This window comes from Buttiauxella brennerae ATCC 51605 (assembly GCF_001654925.1).
In the GTDB taxonomy this organism is placed as follows: Bacteria; Pseudomonadota; Gammaproteobacteria; order Enterobacterales; family Enterobacteriaceae; genus Buttiauxella; species Buttiauxella brennerae.
The window spans coordinates 129,139-145,747 of the sequence record NZ_LXER01000015.1 but is presented as its reverse complement, the minus strand read 5'-3'; the positions used below and the strand labels follow the sequence as shown (position 1 = coordinate 145,747).

Here is a 16,609-nt window from a genome sequence, read left to right as displayed (position 1 = left end):
TATTTCGATAAAACAATATAATTCAAATGGTTAGAGTAACTCGTTAACTACCCCAACGGTCTTTAAGATAACTGACGGCTTCGCGGGTCTGTGGCTGATTGAGATAGTCCTCGCGGAACAAAATCGTGCCGCTGATTTGTGGCAAAGATTCATTGAGATCGAGCTGCTTTTTCAGCTCGGGAACGCCACCCTTTATCGTCCAGTCCGGTTCTTTCTTCGATGGTTCACCGATTTTGTAGAGCGCAACGCCAATATAAAGGCGCGTATTTGTTGGTTTCACCACATCTACCCACCATTTGGCGAGCACATCATAGCGAGCAGCATCACGGGCGAAAGGCCAGTACAACTGCGGGGCAATGTAATCCAACAAACCCTGTTGCACCCAGCGACGAGTGTCGGCAAACGATTCATCATACGCCGCGGCACCTCGGGTATCGGAACCATTCGGATCGAATGATCGGTTACGCCACACACCAGCAGGGCTTACACCAAACTCAACATTCGGTTTCAGTTGTTTAACGGTGCGGGAAACCTGTTCAATCAACAACTGAGTGTTATGCCGCCGCCAGTCTGCTTTGGAATTAAACTCTGCCCCATACTTTTTGAAGGTCTGGTTATCGTTAAGAGTAAAACCCGGGGACTCGGTATAGAAGTAGTCATCAAACTGGACACCGTCAATGGGATAACGAGTCACGACTTCGGCAACAATGCTGGTTACCCAGTCCCGCACTTCAGGGATACCCGGGTCGAGCACATAACGATCGCCGGAAGTGCGTATCCAGTCGCGGTGCAACACAAACACACTCGGCGGCTGGTTCGACAAAGTGTTATTGAGTTCGGCAACGGTCGACGGTTTAGTATTGGTGGAAACACGGTAGGGGTTAAGCCAGGCATGAACTTTTATACCGCGCTTGTGCGCTTCGTCGAGCATAAACTGCAGCGGATCGTAACCGGGGTCTTCACCAATTTTGCCCGTCAGCACATCTGACCACGGCAAAATTTTTGATGGCCAAAGAGCGGTGCCGTCGGGTTTAATCTGGAAGAAAACGGTATTGATGCCGAGCTCTTTGAGTTTATCCAGCTTCGCCTTCAGGGCTTCTTGTTGCTGGCTGATGCGCGTTGCAGAATTTGCCGGGTTAACGGATGCCAGCGGAGGCCAGTCAAGTCGCGAAACCGTTGCCAGCCAAATGCCACGCACAGACTCTTGAGTTTGTGGCGTCTTACCCGTAATGGGGTTTTTAGCCCCTGGCGATAGCGGGGTAACGAGTGACTTCGGCGGTGTGGATGAGCAGCTGGCAAGTAAAAGTGCCGCGACAACAAGAGAGCCTAATTTTTTGGCTTTCGTTCCGCAAAGAACGCTATGTGAACTGCTGATAATTGACTCCAGTGTTTCGGGTAGTCGCTGAAAGAAACATTCTCTTATTATTTGAATTTAAGTCAATCAGTTAGCACCAGCTATTGTAGGGTTAATGAAGCCAACTTCACTCGCACTAAATTAAATGTTAGTACTCTTTAAACGCCAGCTCAAGACGGGCGAGTAAAGGTTTAAACAGGTAACTTAGAAAGGTCCGCTCACCCGTTTTTATCGTCACACTTGCAGGCATACCGGCTTTGATTTTGTAATCACCCAGCAAATGCACGCCTTCTGTTGAGACTTGTACTTCTGCTAGGTAATAGGGCTGTTGTGTGACTTCATCAATCAAGCGGTCAGCCGAAATGGTTAACACGCGCGCAGGCACCGATGGCAATAACGCATGGTTAAGGGCAGGGAATAGCACATCAACCATCAGACCTGGTGCCATTTTATCAATGGCGTGCACCGGTATTTTGGCATCAATTTGCAGTGGCTGCCCGGCGGCAACAATATCCATCAAATGTTCGCCTGGTTGAATAATGCCGCCCACAGTGCTTATTTTGACATCCAGAACGATGCCATCAATCGGCGAACGGATTTCGGTGTTATCCAGTTCATGGCGGGTAGAAACCAGTTCATCTTCAAGCATCGACACTTCTTTTTGCTTTTCACTCAGTTCAGATTCCACTTCGCGCAAATATTGGTGACGCACCTGATACGCTTTGATTTTCAGTTCATTTTGCTGTGATTTTAGCTTCGCGATATTCAGAATATCCTCTGATACGCTGCCGGATATTTCAGCAGCTTCGCGTTCAAGCACCAGTAATTGTGCTTTTGGGTAGTAGTTTTTTTCGCTCAGTGCTCTTATCGCACCCAACTCCCGATTGATTAGATTAGACTGATGATCCCGAAAACTTTTTATTTTATTTAAATTATCAGTTTGTTCTACAAGCCCATCGAGCGTCTCCTGAATCATTGATAATTCATCCTGGATATTTTTCCTACGCGTATCAAATAGTTTTTCTTGCAGATTCCTCACCTCAATCAGGCGTTTATTATCGGCAAATTGCAAGGTTAGTTTATTATCAAAGGTGATGGTTTCGAGACCGCCTCTTTCTGCCAGCAAACGATCTTCAATGCTTTTTGCGGACATGTATTGCGCATTTAACGTGCTATAACGCATGCCAAGCTGCATTTTATCCACGCGTACTAATACCTGGTTTTTTTTAACTAAATCGCCTTCTTTAATAAAGATATCGGTGACCCGACCACCGCTCAAATGCTGAATGGTTTTACGATGGCTTGAAACTGTCACCGTGCCATCAGCCACGACCCCCGCATCTAAAGGGGCTTGTACCGCCCATAATAAGAAGCCGCCGACGCCAAGCGTAATAACGATCATCCCACGCAGAATCGGAGGCCAGATGTTGGTATCCACACTGCCTGAAGCTGGGTTTTCGGAGATATTGTTGTTCTTTTTCATCATCAGGCCTCGCGTTGCTGTTCATTACTCGATGAGGAAGAGGTCGCCACCGGTTTTAATATGTTTGCCTGGCGTAGACTGGCGAAAACCTGGTCGCGGGTTCCGAACTCCTGCACGGCTCCTTCATTGAGTAGCAAGACTTTATTGACCACGCCAAGCAGCGTCGGGCGGTGCGAGATAATAACTGTGGTTTGGCCCTGTGTTCGTAATGTATTGATAGCTTTGATTAAGGCAAATTCACCCGCGTCATCGAGGTTGGCATTTGGCTCATCGAGCACAATAAATGCCGGGTTGTTATACACCGCACGCGCAAGCCCAACACGCTGGCGTTGCCCACCGGACAACTGGTGCCCGCCGGTGCCCAGTGGTGTGTCGTATCCCTGGGGAAGTCGTAAAATCATTTCGTGTACACCGGCGAGGATCGCGGCGGCCACGATAAGTTCGCTGTCGCCTTTCGCAAAGCGGGCAATATTCTGCGCAATGCTACCGTCAAATAATTCAACATCTTGCGGCAGATAACCAATGGAGGGGCCAAGTAACTCTTTGTCCCACTGGCAAATATCTGCCCCGTCGAGGCGAACCTTACCGGATAACGGTTTCCAGACACCGACCAGCAATTTGGCCAGCGATGTTTTCCCGGATGCAGAAGGGCCAATAATGCCCAGCACTTCACCTTGTTCAAGCTGCAAAGAGATATTGCGCAACAGCGGGGCATGCTGGCCGGGGGCGGCAGCAAATACACTTTCGACGCTAATATTGCCTTTCGGGCGCGGGAGCGTCAGGACTTCTTTTGCCGCTGGGTATTCTTTCAGGAGTGTCGACAACTGGTGCCATGCGCTTCGAAATTGCACAAACTGTTTCCAGCTACCGATGATTTGTTCCACCGGGTTAAGCACTCGCCCAAGAATGATGGAAGCGGCAATCATCAGCCCTGGGGTAATTTGCCCCCCGATCACCAGTAATGCACCGGCACCCAGCGCGATGGATTGCAGTAACACACGCACAAAACGGCTTAAGCTGTTTAAGCTGGCCATTTTATCGGCAATCTGCGTTTGCAAAACCAGCACTTTGTCATGCTGCTCACCCCAGTGAAGTTTCAGGGTGGAAAGCATTCCCATTGCTTCGATGGTGTCGGAGTTTTGTAATTGCTTGTTGAGTTTGCTGGCGTTATTGATGGTTAACGCATGGGCTTGCTGAATAGGGCGTTTAGTTGAAAATTCGGAAACCAGGGTCAGGATAAACAATATGGTTATCCCTCCCAGAGAAAGGTATCCCAGCAGAGGGTGGACAAGAAACGCGATGAATAAATATACCGGCGTCCATGGAATGTCCAGCAATGCAAATAAGCTGTTGCCGGAAAGAAACTGACGAATTTGATCCAGTTCGGCTAATGCCTGCGCTGGATTACTGTCGCCAGTGGCAACCTTTCGTTTAAATGCAGCATTAAAGACGAGCTTATTTAATTTTACATCGAGTCTATTACCCAGTCTTATCATGACACTTGAACGGGCCGACTCAATCATCGCAATAACGATGTATATCCCGACAATAAGTAATGTCAGCATCAGTAAGGTGGTGGTGTTTTTACTGACCAGAACACGATCATAGACCTGCAACATATATATTGCCGGCGCCAGCATAAGCATGTTTATTACACAACTAAAAAACAACAGCATTATAAAGGTGGGTTTCGTACCCTTTAATGCATTCTTCAGTTCTGTTGGCGTATGCTGGCGCGACATAGTCTACTCCTTACGCAATCAGTGAATTATTGCCGTTGTTAGCGGCAAAGGTTGAAGGTAATTCGAGAATAAAATCACCGATATTAACGGTGGTTGAGTTGACGCCGACTAACGTAATGACATCAGCACCTACGGTGACGACGGTGTTACCGTTGTTTCCCGTAATCCCGACGCTGCTCGCAAAACTACCCGAAGTGATACCTAACAAACTCAAATCGAGGTAATCCTGTCCGCCATTGGCATTACTATCGAAGCCAGTAATACGGTCTTGCCCGAAACTTGCGCTGAAAGCGAAGATGTCATTACCGATACCGCCGTCCATGGTGTCATTACCCGCCTGACCGTTGAGAATATCGTTACCGATTCCACCGGAAAGAATGTCAGCACCTGCACCGCCGATCATGACATCGTTGCCGTTGCCGCCTTGCAGGTTATCGATTCCGTCACCGCCATCAAGGAAGTCATTTCCCAGCCCGCCTGACAGTTGGTCATTGCCTCCCATACCAAACAAAAAGTCATTACCGTTGCCGCCGGTGATGATGTTGGCAATGGCGTTCCCTGTGCCAATGAAGCTGCCCTGGCCGGTGAAGACCAGTTCTTCAACGTTATCGCTCAAGTCATAGCTACTGAGGTTGGTCTGTACGACATCATTCCCGGCGTTGAGGCCTTCGATGACAATGTCGCCCGCGTTATCAACGATGTAGGTATCATTACCCGCGCCGCCTGCCATGCTGTCAGCACCCTGGCCGCCATCGAGGTTGTCGTTACCCGCATCCCCTTGCAGGATGTCTTGCCCGGCATCACCGGAGAGGCTGTCGTTGCCGATACCACCAACCAGTAAATCATCGCCTGCAAGCCCCAGCAGAGTATCGTTACCACCTTCACCACGCAGGATGTCACTCCATGCGGTGCCGATGAGAACGTTACCGCCGTTGTTGCCCACAACCATGTCACCAACCGGCTGCGTCGTTGTTGATGTCAGCACCACCGGTGGGTTTCCTTCATCGTCAACGACGGTAACCACGACCTGCAATGTCCTGCCAATCATCGTCTGACCCGGCGTGTAACTGGCAGCAGTAGCACCGTTGATATTCACAAACCCGTTTCCGGCACTCATTCTCCACTGGTAACTAAAGTTACCGCCGGTCAAGCCGTCAGCATCAGCAATACCGGAGACAACAGCGGTAAGGGTGACGCTTTCAGTCGGTGTCAGGTCATTAATGACTGGCGCACCGGTAGTCGGCTGGTCCCGCACCATCACGGCCTGGGTTTGCGCAGAAACAATGGACTCTGCATCCCCCATTCGGTCATTGAAGCTGGCAACGACGCGAAGTGGTGCACCCAAAATAGCGCCAGGTACTCTGAACTCCTCACCGACGGCCTGATCACGCCATTGACCACTGGTAAACGCCTGCCATGTCAGCGTGATAGCGGCATTTGCCGCAATACCGTTTCCATCCTGCAGATTCGCCAGGTTTACGCGCAAAAGATCGCCAACCGAGGGTGAAGGGTTACTAATGGTGAGATTGCCCGTGGCCTGTTGAGCCGTGACCCATAACTGCTCGCCGTTACCGAACTCCACTTTTTCGATGTTTAGCAGGCGATCGATACCGTCATCAAGGTTCAATGCGGCATCGGGCGTGGCATGGTCAACCCTGAGGCTGCCATCTGGCATGCGGGTAAAGACGTAGTTGCTGCTGATATCGCGGTACACAGCAACGTCGGTTTCTGACCCATCACCCTCACGCAAAATTTCGCGCACTATCGCGAGTTGGTCGGGTTTTAAGGTGCCTGCCAGCATGTACGATTTCAGTTCGTTCATGCTGTCGGCAGTCGTGACGCCCGCAAGCCCGGTAACCGCAATGCGCACGTTGAGCCACGCGTCACCATCAATAATGTCATTGCCTGCTTTACCGGTAATGCGGTCGCTGCCGCCGCCGCCGAGCAAAATATCGCTGCCATCATCCGGGTTAAGCAACACGGCATCAGGATTGGCTGAGTGTGCCACACCGAGAATGGCCTGGAGGCCGCTAATCCTGTCAGCGCCTTCCTGGGTAAGATTATTGGAAAGCGGGGTGCCCAGAACCGGAGCGGTGCCGAGAGGCTGTTCGGTGCCCACTAACACATCGTTGTGTTTCCAACCCGATAACCCTTCAACCAGGTCGAAGCGATCCCGTAGGATAAACTCTTGCTGGTTGACGAAAATCGGAATACCGAGGTCAGAATTAGCACCGTGCGGGTCGCCTTTATGGATTGCCCAGTCGAATCCGGCCATACCATTGTTACGCTGAATACCTGCTCCCTGAACCATGATGTCGTCGCCTGCTTCGCCATCGTAGTCCGTGTCGTTACCCTGGCCGTTCAGCACGTCATGGCCGACAATCGTACTGTTGAAGAACAGTTCGGAGTTTTCGCCCGTTAGTGAGTCAAACCCGTCACCGCCTTCCAGCCAGTCATCGCCTTCGTTGCCAAGCAGGGCGTCCGCGCCGGAGCCGCCCAGAACAAAGTCATTGTCCCGGCCAGCAAAGACTTCCTGAGCATCTTCACCCACCACGACGAAGTCACTGCCGCTGCCACCGAACACCAGGTCGTTGCCGTTACCGGAGAAAATGACATCGTGGCCTGCATCGCCATGCAGGAAGTCGGCATCACCAACCGGCGTGCCGGTGTCGGTGATAATGTCATTGCCGTCACCCCCGTGAACGACATCCGCCTCATCGCCGCCATCAAGACGGTCATCACCACCATCCCCCCACAGGCTGTCGATGCCTTTACCGCCGATCAACGTGTCGTTACCGGCAGAACCGCCGAGCACCACATGGCCATCGCCGGTGTATTTAAGGTAAGCGCCATCAGCTGCGCCATCACCGTTAACATCATTAGTGGCTGCGCGCCGCGTCATTAAAGGCGTTAACAAGTCTTTAAGCGGGTTACCCCATTTCGGGTCTATTTCCGTTTGCAGCGCCTGGTTGACTTCGAAAATATGATCTGGCGTCTGGAACAGGTTAGCGGGCAGGTGAGATGAACCGTTTTCTCCAAGGTCGCTGTTGCGCATAACCAGCGCGGAGAATGAGTTGGCTTCCAGCTCATTGAGCATGTTCATCCCTTGAACGCGGCTCAGGTAGTAGAAACGGTCGCCGTCTTGCAGCATTTCCATTTGCGTTTCAAAAACAAAGTTGAAGGTGGAACCCAACATTCCGCCAAACTCGTTTTTACGCTCGGCAAGTCCGCCAATCCAGAAGTCGACCATATTCAGGCCGGACTCTTTTGTGGCCCATGCACCGGTGCTGTTGAAGAAATCCATCGCATCGGCGGGTGGAGACGTTGTGCTATTGCCGAACAGCAAGAAGTTCACCGCATCGCGTTTCCCTGCAATGGAGGTGGCAGCCAGAATCAGCTCATGCTGACCGTAAGCGGCCATAAAGTTGATGATGGAGGCTGGGTTTTTTAGATAAGTGGTGAAATCGGCCCAGCTGGTATAAGGCCTTAGTTCGCTGTTACCGCTTAATTCAAAGAACTGTTCACGGGCCTGGTTGAGTGTCGGCATGGCGGTATCACGCCCACGGGCAATATTCAGCGCACCTAAATCGAGCGGCAACCCGATAAGGTTATTGCGCAGAGCATCGGTAATAAATTCATCAATTTCATTACCGACTTGCCGTGTCATGCCGCGAACTATTGCGCCTATCGCCTGTTCGTCAGAAACCGTGTTACCGTTGATTTGGTTAAAGGCGACCGGGTTGAGGAACGCTTCAATCAGGCCAATGTCACCGCTTTGCATATCGATATCGGTACGCGCCACGGTTTCTGTCAGCATCGAGTGGCCAAAACGGTAAACCACGTGTGCGAACTCAGCAAAGATCAGCGGGTTAATGTCTGCGGTGTTAGAGAAGACGAACGGGTCGACGGCGGGTTGCACGGTGCGCGCAAACTCTTCGAACACCAGGTGCTGGTACTGCATTTCAGTGGTAAAACGGCCTGCCTGGAACAGATATTCGCCGTTCCAGACCAGCGTGCTGGTATCGGCTGGCAGTGCAGTTATCTGGTGTGCTGGCATCAGCCATTCGTTGATCAGGCTGATATCGCCGGTTGCCAGTAAAGTGGTTTTGTACTCTTCCACCAGGCGGTTATGTTCACTATGAAAAACAGCATGTACCGCGGTTAACCCGATGTTTTCATTACCGCGCCCGTCACCGGTGATGAAATGCCGATCGAGCAATTCGTCATCATAGGTTCCAGCGGGCTGTGCGCCGCCAATCACATTATCGTCATCGGCGAGCAGGCCTGCTTTTGGTGCCGCAGTGTGGGCAATGTCATCAAGAAAAGCGTGTCCGGTACGCAGCGTTCCGGCAGGCAAAAAGTCGCCGTTAGCCTCAAACAGCCCGTTGATGGTGACAATCTGTACTTTGCCATTTTCACTTAAGATCAAGTTACCGTAGCGGTCAGTGGCCAGCAGCGGAACATTAAACACGTCCTGATCGGTGAGTTTAATGCCGAGCATGGTTTCAGCCTGGTTTTTGACATCAGCCCAGGTTGCCAGCCCGCCGTTCGCATCGCCTAATAAATTGCCGGTTGGTTCAGGCTTGCCATCAATCATGACGTATTCGCGGATGAATATCTGATGTGAAGGGTGGGAGGTATAGGTTTGGTTTTGATCGATGAAGGGAGTCGTGAGGTTGACAGTTTCATGGTTAGCATCAACCTTTGCCCTGGTTAATACCATGAAGTTAGTGGGCGACCCATCTACATATAAGGGGTCATCAGGTTGCAGCGGAATGAATACAATGCCGTTTCCCTCCTTTGGAATTAGATCCAGACCGTGGTCAAAGAACTGCCCGAATAGTGTCATCCAGCCATTGAAAGCAGGGGACAAACCCACATCCGGAGACAGGTTAGGAATCGACAAACTACCATTTGCCGATGTGGTTCCTCCTCCAGGTGCATCTTGTAAGCCGTTATGCGCTTCGACTGCTGCCGGGTTGGAAGCTGTTTGGTCCGATATCAAGTTACTGATAATACGCGGGTCTGCATCAATAACCGTCCCGCCGAGTTGGGTGTAACTGGTCATGGCGTCAGCATCTTGCCAGTTCAGCGCGGTTAATCTGGGCATGTTTTGATCGGCAGAACCGTAGAGTTCCTGACCGGGTAGAAGGTTATTCCAGGAGCCATCTACGGTACGTATCCCGTAGGGAAGTAATGGGCTGGAGACTAAGTCACGCAGTGTATCGCCATTCACACTGCCGTCCGGGTTTGTCGCTGCTTCCGATATTTTTATCTGCTTGAGAATAAAAGCAAGATCGTGCAACGTGACAGTAAAGTCATATTGTGAGGCCATAAATAATTACCCCTATCTTTACTCTATATAAACTATCATCACTCGTTCCTGCTATTAAAAAACAGGCAGGGGAATGAACCGTGTGTAATAAAATTAGTTATCAGGCTACTATTTAGCAGCCAAGGTCCATTTTATGTAATTAAAAATACTGCGACCTTGTTAGATTTATTCTCCATGGGTAAAATACTTAGCAGAATAAGTTTATCGACTCATCCACAACGATGGATATATGCAACTTGCAGGCAGCCTCAGCCTTTTGAATTTGCAGGTGCATTCAAGGCAACAGAAACATGAGTCATGCTTATGTTACGCGGAGGTTTTATCTCACATGACATTTTTGTTATGATCAAACTATGGTTTTTTCTTTAAGTTACTTCTCTAATACTTTTTAATGACAAAATATTAAATATGAAACTATTAGCTCATGCATTTATCTCGCAGGGTTATTTCTTGTTGTTTATTCGCATAAAATGAAGTGCAGAAAAGTATGTTTAATACATAAGAGACACACAAAAATAACGCATTACATTGAAGTTACTGTGTTTTTATTTGATGGGGTACATTTGGCAGGACAGTATTCATCCAATACTGCGCAGATGATAATGAGACTCAATTCATGTTGAAAGGCAATGGCATTTTCATTTCTTTACGTTCTGGTTTACTTAAATAGACAGTAGGGCCACGATTACTGGCTACATTTTTACATGTGCCGGATAATAAGATTAGCTCGCAACCCTCAATATATTAAAAATGTGTCATCGCCTTTGCTATTACTGAAGAAAAAAGGAGATTTATTCGTATTGCTATCGACAAATGATGACTGGGTGAGTAAAAACATGGGGTGGAAACTATCCACCCCGTTAATACATTACAGGTTTTCCCCATTACTCGCGATAACCTGTTTATACCAGTCAAAGCTGCGTTTTTTACTGCGTTTCAGGGTCCCTTTACCGTCGTTGTCTTTATCGACATAGATAAAGCCATAGCGTTTTTTCATTTCACCCGTGCCTGCGCTGACGATGTCAATCGGCCCCCACCAGGTGTAACCCATGATGTTGCAGCCATCGGCAACCGCCTCAGCCATTTCACGGATATGTTGACGGCCATAATCAATGCGCGCGGTATCGTTTATCACGCCATTTTCGTCTACTTCATCCACGCCACCATAGCCATTTTCAACAATGAATAATGGCTTACGATAACGATCTGCCAGCTCGTTACAGACGATCCGGAAACCTTTGGCGTCAATCGGCCAGCCCCATGCAGTTTTTTCGAGATACGGATTGTCCTGCCCGACGGTGCCACCGGTATCAATGCGGAACTCGCCATCTGCCTGATGCAGCACACTTCGGTAATAGCTAAAACCAAGGTAGTCAGAAGGGTGGCTGGCGATAAGTTCCAGGTCGCCATCCGCAATAGCCAGTTCAATGTTCTGCTCGCGAAACAGTCGCGGCGTCCAGGCCGGATATTCGCCGCGCATCATCACATCTGAATAAAACAGAGAACGGCGACGCAGCTGCATGGTCGAGAAAATATCATCCGGGTTACAGGTCGCCGGGTAGACAGTACTAAGCGACAACATGCAGCCAATTTGCGCTTGCGGAATAATTTCGTGGCACAGTTTGTTCGCCAGCGCGTTAGCCACGAACTGATGATGGGCCGCCTGGTAAAGTTCCTGCGGCGTGGAGCCCGCATCGACCGCACCTGTCGCAAACGGCATACGGTTCATGTTGTTCAGTTCGTTAAAGGTCATCCAGTATTTGACCTTGTTGCGGTAACGCCTGAACACCACGTCGCAGTAGCGGGTGAAGAAGTCCACCAGTTTACGATTCTTCCAGCCGCCGTATTCCTGATAAAGCGCGAGGGGTGTTTCGTAGTGGGATAGGGTAATAACCGGTTCAATGCCGTATTTGAGCAACTCATCAAACAAATCGTCGTAGAATTTCAACCCGGCTTCGTTGGGTGTGGTTTCATCGCCACGCGGGAAAATACGCGTCCAGGCGATGGAAGTCCGAAAGCAGGTGAAGCCCATTTCAGCAAACAGCGCCACATCTTCTTTGTAATGGTGATAAAAATCGACCGCTTCATGGCTGGCGTAATATTTATTTGGGTCGATGGTCGCGTCATGATGGCCAGAAACGATACCACCGCGCACTACGTCCGAAATAGACGGCCCTTTGCCGTCTACGTTCCAGGCACCTTCCGCCTGATTAGCAGCAATCGCGCCGCCCCATAAGAAACCCTTCGGAAAAACAGACATATTCGCTCCTTAATCTGTTAAATCTTGACCGTTAGATGAGATGACTTTTTTGTACCAGTGATAGCTCTTTTTCAGGGATCGCTTCTGGGAACCATTGCCCATATCGTCCTGATCGACATAGATAAAACCGTAGCGTTTGGAAATTTGCGCCGTACCCGCGCTGACCACATCAATCGGTCCCCACCAGGTGTAACCAAAGAGATCCACGCCATCGGCAAGGGCTTCCTGCATTTGTTCAATATGCTGGCGCAGATAATCAATGCGGTAATCGTCATTAATCGAGCCATCTGGATTGACGGTATCCACAGCCCCAAGGCCGTTTTCAGCAATAAACAACGGTTTCTGATAACGGTCATACAGCTGGTTCAATGCCAGGCGCAGCCCTTTCGGGTCAATCTGCCAGCCCCACTGGCTGGTCGGCAGGTGCGGATTGCGAATACCACCGGTGATCAAATTACCTTCCGCGCCTTCCAGTTTTTCCGGGTTGGCGCTAACGGTGCTGGACATGTAATAACTGAACGAGACAAAGTCCACCGGGTGCAGGCGCAGGATCTCATCGTCACCGACTACTTTTTGCAGCGTGACACCTTTTTCAGCCAGCATCCGCTCGGTATAAGCGGGGTAATAGCCATGTGCCTGGACATCGCTAAAGAACAGCGACACACGCTGCATCTCTTCGCAGGCCTGTAAGTCATCCGGGTGGCAGGTGTGTGGGTAAAGCATCTGGTAGCTGATCATGCAGCCGACCTGAGAGCCTGGGATAATGGCGTGGCACGCTTTGGTGGCAAGCGCACTGGCGACAAACTGGTGATGTGCGCCCTGGTATTTGTCCTGTTCCAGGTGCGGGTTGTCCTCTTCAATCACGCCGACACTGACGTAGGGATGGTGCTTCACGCAGTTAATCTCGTTAAAGGTCATCCAGTACTTCACTTTTTTGCGATAGCGCGTAAAGCAGGTTGTAGCGAAACGTACGTAGAAATCTACCACCTGCCGGTTCGGCCAGCCGTCATAATCCGTCACCAGATCCAGCGGCATCTCATAGTGGGAGAGGGAAACTATCGGTTCTATTCCATGCGAAAGCAGGGCGTCAAACACCTCGTCATAGAACTTCAGTCCAGCTTCGTTTGGCTCGCTTTCATCACCGCGTGGAAAGATGCGCGTCCAGGCAATCGACATGCGAAAACACTTAAAGCCCATTCCGGCAAAGAGGGCGATGTCCTCTCTGAAATGGTGATAGAAGTCATTGCCTTTGCGTTTCGGGTAGTATTTGGTGCTGTTCGGATCCTGCGCTTCACGCACCTGGGCGTGGGTCATTCCCAGCCATTGGTCAAGCCAGCGCTCTTTAGGCGTGTTGATATCGAAGGTATAAACATCAGAAACAGACAGTCCTTTACCGTCGACATTCCATGCCCCTTCAAGCTGGTTTGCAGCGGTGGCACCACCCCACAAAAAACCTTCCGGAAATGATTTCGAAAATGTCATGCGCTTACTCCTCATGCCGCCGTGGCGGTCAGTGTCAGAAATGCGTCGCAGCTGGCGATTTCACCGTTCGATTTAACCGGGCTGATGTCGCCGTAACGTTCGCTGTTGGTCACCACCAGGATGACGCTCGGATCAATGCCTGCAGCCTGTAGTGCATCAAGGTCAAAGGTGACCAGCAGGTCGCCAACCTCAACAAACTGCCCGGCCGTGATATGGCTGGTGAAGTGCTTACCGCCCAATTTGACGGTGTCGATACCGATATGAATCAGGATTTCCGCACCCGTATCGCTTTGCAGCGCCAGCGCGTGGTGAGTTTCAAAGACTGACTCCACCTTGCCGTTGACAGGCGAACGCAGCTCGCCCGTAATCGGGTAAATCGCCAGCCCTTTGCCGAAAATCTCGTCGGCAAAAACCGGGTCACTCAGCGTGTTTAGCGCTTTGAGCTCGCCACTCACCGGGGCAAAAAGGTTCTCTTCCGGTTGGGTGACAGGCAAGGGGCTCACGCCCGCAACGACAGGCGCGGTGGACTCTTCGAAACCGAGGATGACGGTAAGCGTCGCGGCACAGCCAAAGGAGATGGCGATACTGACCACGGCCCACAGGAAAGTGGGGCCGACCAGTGCCGGAATGCCCGGCAGGCCACTTAAGGCGAAAGCGTAGGTTTTTACCCCCATCACCATGGCGAATGCCCCGCCGCAGGCACCGCCAATCAGTGCAGCGGCGAACGGGCGTTTGTAGCGAATATTGACCCCGTACATCGCCGGTTCTGTGATGCCCATTGCAGCGCTAAAACTGGTCGTCAGAGCCAGGGATTTGAGCTTTTTATCGCGAGCACGTAAGAAGACGCCGAAGGCGGCACCCGCTTGCCCAAGGTTGGCGATGTAAAAGAGGATCTTTATCGGGTCAAAACCGATGGTGCTGATGTTGTTGATCATGATCGGCACTAACACATAGTGCATGCCCGTGATGATGATCAGTGACAGCGTGCCGCCCACCACAATTCCGGCCACCACGCCCATGTTTTCCACCAGCCAGATGATGCCGCCAGACAGCGCATTACCGGCAAAAATGCCCACCGGGCCGATGGCGATAAGCGTAATCGGTGTGACAATCAGCAGGCACAGCAGCGGCACAAACATGGTTTTCAGCGGGCCAGGCATAAAGCGGTCTATCCAGCGTTCCACATAACTGAGCAGCCAAACCGTCAGCAATATCGGGATCACCGTCGAGGCGTAGTTAACGGTGGGAACAGGCAAACCCATAAAGTTAACGGGTGCGCCAGCTTTAAACAGTGTCTGAATGGCCGGATGGAAGAGTACCGAGGCAATTGCGACGGCAACATAAGGGTTGGCCCCGAATTTCTTTGCCGCACTGAAGGCCAACGCCAGCGGCATAAAGTAGAAAACGCCATCACTGATCGCCAGCAGGATTTGGTAGGTCTGGTTGGTGTTGTCCACCCATTTCATGGCAACCATCAGCGCCAGTATCCCTTTCAGAATACCGGCCCCGGCAATCGCGGGAATAATGGGTGAAAAGATGCTAGAGAGACTTTCGAGAATAACCGACACAGGATTACGCCGCCTGGTGGGGCGTGCAGCGTTATCAAGGCCGGGTAACTGGGCGAGCAGGGCATTGCATAAGGGATCTACGTCATTGCCAATAATCAGCTGGAACTGGTCGCCGGAGATATTGACGCCCATCACGCCCTCTATTGATTCAAGGGCCGCGCGGTCAGCTTTGTCGTTATCTTTAAGCAAAAAACGCAAGCGGGTGATGCAATGAAACAGCGATAAGACATTCTCTTTGCCGCCAATATTGTCGATAATTTGGCGAGCGGTGTTCTGATAATCCATAAATATTCCTCCAGACTGAAGTCATAAGCCGACTTCATCCACAATGACCGGTATTCACCGGGACCTTGTTTCCTCTGGGGTTTGCCTGATTGAACAGTAACAAGCCTGGATAGAATCACTACTTTTGCGACTTCTACAATTCCCCTGCATCAGGAACTGTACGCTGCACAATATTTTCAATGTGCACCGTCAGGTAGAGCTTTTCCGAGTTGCTCATGGTGTGGTGATAATTCTTACCGACAAATTCACTCATCGCTTCCACACATTTCAGCGTGGACTGATAACGCTGCTGCACCAGTTCGAAAAAGTCTTCATCGTCATTATTTAACACCACCCCATCAATCACCCGCTGAGCAAAGAATTTCAAATGGGTAATAAATCGCTGGTAATTCAGACTGTGCTCATCGAGCGGTAAATTAAAAAAGTATTTAACGATATTCTGCAATTGATAAATAAGGCGCGTAATTTGCGTGGTTTTTCCCATGGCGTCATTCAGCCCCGCATTCACAATATGCAAAGCAATACTGCAGGCTTCGCTGTCCGGTAATAGCGTACCGGTGCGGGCAACGATAATCCCCAGCGCCTGACGGCCAATGGCGTACTCCACCTTATAAAAATGGCGTACCTCCCACTCCAGTGGGTTGGGTAAAACCTCATTGTTTTGTTGGCGTTGCAGGGCAAAGTGCAGGTGGTCAGCAAGGGTTACGTAAAGCCCTTCACTGAGTTTGTGCGCCAACACGCTGCGGGCATGGGTGATGATATCGGCGGTGATCTGCAAAATATCAACAGGGACTTCGCTGACCAAATCTTTAAAACGGGCAGAAACCTGGGAGTCTTCCAGACGGAATATTTTATCAATAGCGTCGCGATCAATACTGGCACCCGTGCGGGTATTAAACCCCAGGCCACGGCCGGTTAATATAATTTCCAGGCCATCTTCATCTACTGCGCTGACAACATTATTATTTAATATTTGTTTTACCAGCATCGCTAACTCCTGAAAACAAAAACGGGCAAGACATAAATACAGCAAAAGGCGGTTTAAACCGCTCAGTCTGCATTTAGGTTTTGCCCGATAGTCGGTAACAAGCGTAATGCCG

At 50.5% G+C, this 16,609-nt stretch carries 8 protein-coding genes; all 8 read right to left on the bottom strand.

Annotation, left to right across the window (positions count from 1 at the left end):
• Positions 1 to 43: 43 nt before the first annotated feature.
• Complete coding sequence (locus tag M975_RS07770; RefSeq protein WP_425338998.1) at positions 44 to 1,378, bottom strand: glycoside hydrolase family 10-like protein; 1,335 nt, start codon at positions 1,376 to 1,378, stop codon at positions 44 to 46.
• A gap of 124 nt (positions 1,379 to 1,502) precedes the next feature.
• Complete coding sequence (locus tag M975_RS07765; protein WP_064558548.1) at positions 1,503 to 2,840, bottom strand: HlyD family type I secretion periplasmic adaptor subunit; 1,338 nt, start codon at positions 2,838 to 2,840, stop codon at positions 1,503 to 1,505.
• Positions 2,840 to 4,579 carry a type I secretion system permease/ATPase gene (locus tag M975_RS07760; RefSeq protein ID WP_064558546.1) on the bottom strand — a complete coding sequence of 580 codons (1,740 nt, stop codon included), beginning with the start codon at positions 4,577 to 4,579 and terminating at the stop codon, positions 2,840 to 2,842. Before M975_RS07760 ends, M975_RS07765 begins: the two co-directional genes overlap by 1 nt.
• 10 nt (positions 4,580 to 4,589) lie before the next feature.
• The gene (locus tag M975_RS07755) at positions 4,590 to 9,914 is read right to left on the bottom strand and encodes a peroxidase family protein (protein WP_064558544.1); all 5,325 of its coding nucleotides are present in this window, start codon (positions 9,912 to 9,914) and stop codon (positions 4,590 to 4,592) included.
• A gap of 868 nt (positions 9,915 to 10,782) precedes the next feature.
• Positions 10,783 to 12,174, bottom strand: a complete 1,392-nt coding sequence (locus M975_RS07750) for a glycoside hydrolase family 1 protein (protein ID WP_064558542.1) — start codon at positions 12,172 to 12,174, stop codon at positions 10,783 to 10,785.
• Between the two features lie 9 nt (positions 12,175 to 12,183).
• On the bottom strand, positions 12,184 to 13,656 hold the full coding sequence (locus M975_RS07745) for a glycoside hydrolase family 1 protein (protein WP_064558540.1): 1,473 nt from the start codon (positions 13,654 to 13,656) through the stop codon (positions 12,184 to 12,186).
• 11 nt (positions 13,657 to 13,667) lie between these two features.
• Entirely contained in the window at positions 13,668 to 15,509 is a 1,842-nt protein-coding gene (locus M975_RS07740) for a beta-glucoside-specific PTS transporter subunit IIABC (protein WP_064558538.1), read from the bottom strand.
• 133 nt (positions 15,510 to 15,642) lie between these two features.
• On the bottom strand, positions 15,643 to 16,497 hold the full coding sequence (gene licT, locus M975_RS07735) for a BglG family transcription antiterminator LicT (RefSeq protein WP_064558536.1): 855 nt from the start codon (positions 16,495 to 16,497) through the stop codon (positions 15,643 to 15,645).
• Between the last annotated feature and the right edge of the window lie 112 nt (positions 16,498 to 16,609).

Bases quoted from the DNA above. Each gene is read 5' to 3' on its own strand.
- M975_RS07750 (WP_064558542.1), bottom strand. From the start codon at position 12,174: ATGTCTGTTTTTCCGAAGGGTTTCTTATGGGGCGGCGCGATTGCTGCT.
- M975_RS07745 (WP_064558540.1), bottom strand. From the start codon at position 13,656: ATGACATTTTCGAAATCATTTCCGGAAGGTTTTTTGTGGGGTGGTGCC.
- M975_RS07755 (WP_064558544.1), bottom strand. From the start codon at position 9,914: ATGGCCTCACAATATGACTTTACTGTCACGTTGCACGATCTTGCTTTT.
- M975_RS07765 (WP_064558548.1), bottom strand. From the start codon at position 2,840: ATGATGAAAAAGAACAACAATATCTCCGAAAACCCAGCTTCAGGCAGT.
- M975_RS07740 (WP_064558538.1), bottom strand. From the start codon at position 15,509: ATGGATTATCAGAACACCGCTCGCCAAATTATCGACAATATTGGCGGC.
- M975_RS07760 (WP_064558546.1), bottom strand. From the start codon at position 4,579: ATGTCGCGCCAGCATACGCCAACAGAACTGAAGAATGCATTAAAGGGT.
- licT (WP_064558536.1), bottom strand. From the start codon at position 16,497: ATGCTGGTAAAACAAATATTAAATAATAATGTTGTCAGCGCAGTAGAT.